Consider the following 1283-nt stretch of genomic DNA (forward strand, 5'->3'; position numbering starts at 1 on the left):
TCGAGGGTGGAGAAGTTGTGCACCGCCGTCCGCAGCCGCCCCATCGTCGCCGCGGCGTGCAGACCGTGCCCGACGACATCGCCCACCACCAGCGCCACCCGCACCCCCGGCAACGGAATGACGTCGAACCAGTCGCCCCCGACCCCCGACTCGGCCGGCAGATAGCGGAAGGCCACATCCAGCGCGTTCTGCTCGGGCAGGGCGCGGGGCAGCAGGCTGTGCTGAAGGGTGACCGCCATGGTGTGCTCGCGGGTGTAGCGGCGGGCGTTGTCGATGCAGACGGCGGCGTGTGCGGCCAGCTCCTCGGCGAGGGACACCTCTTCCTCTTCGAAGGGCTCGCGCTGCTTCATCCGCCAGAAGTTGACCACGCCCAGCAGCACCCCCCGGGCCCGCAGCGGCACGGTAACCAGGGACCGGACGCCGAATTCGATGACCTTGGCGGTCTGCTCGGGGTCCTGCGCCTGCCAGCCGGTGGCCTCGGTGAGATCGTCCTCGACGACCGGCTCACCGCCGCTGATCCCGAACGCCTGGGGCGAGGTCGGGACGAACGAGAACACCCGGCCGACCGGATAGAAGGGGTGGCCCTGGCCGGGCCGGATCCCCTGGACCGCCGCCCGGCGCATCTCGACACCGCCGAGCGCCAGCGGCTCATCCCCGCGCGCCACGGGCTCCGCCAGGTCGACCGTGACGAAGTCGGCGAAGCGGTCCACCGCCACCTGCGCCAGCTCCTCGGCGGTCCGGGCCACATCGAGGGTGGTGCCGATCTCCACGCTCGCGTCGTAGAGCAGCTTGAGCCGCCGCTGCGCCACATCGGCACGGCCGGAGAGGGCGCGCAGTTCGGTGGAGTCGCGCAGGGTGGCGACGCTGCCGGGCGGGCCGCCGTCGCGGTCGGTCAGCCGGTTGTTGATGGCCAGCAGCCGGTCGCCGGCCACCAGCACCTCGTCGGTGACATCGCGCCGGGCGGCCAGGACGTCGGCGACATGGGGCTCCAGGCCCAGATCGTCGACCAGCCGCCCCTCCGGCCGCGGCGGCAGATCGAGCAGCCGGGACGCCTCGTCGTTGGCCAGCACCAGCCGCCCGTCGCCGCCGACGATCAGCACGCCCTCGCGCACCGAGTGCAGCACCGCGTCATGGTGCTCGTACATCCGCGTCATCTCGACCGGGTCCAGGCCGCGGGTCTGCCGCCGCAGCCGCCTGCTCACCAGGGCGGTGCCGCCGGTGGCGAGGACGAGGGAGGCGGAGACGGCGCCGACGAGCAGCGGAAGCTGACGGTTGGCGAGCCC

The 1283-nt window shown here is 73.1% G+C and carries 1 protein-coding gene; it reads right to left on the reverse strand.

Features of this window, described 5'->3' with window-relative positions; all coding sequences use genetic code 11:
• Positions 1-1283: GAF domain-containing protein (locus KN815_RS43170; protein ID WP_216347223.1), on the reverse strand; the 1283-nt coding region annotated here is incomplete at both ends.

It is taken from the genome of Streptomyces niphimycinicus (assembly GCF_018883605.1).
GTDB classification, from domain to species: domain Bacteria; phylum Actinomycetota; class Actinomycetes; order Streptomycetales; family Streptomycetaceae; genus Streptomyces; species Streptomyces niphimycinicus.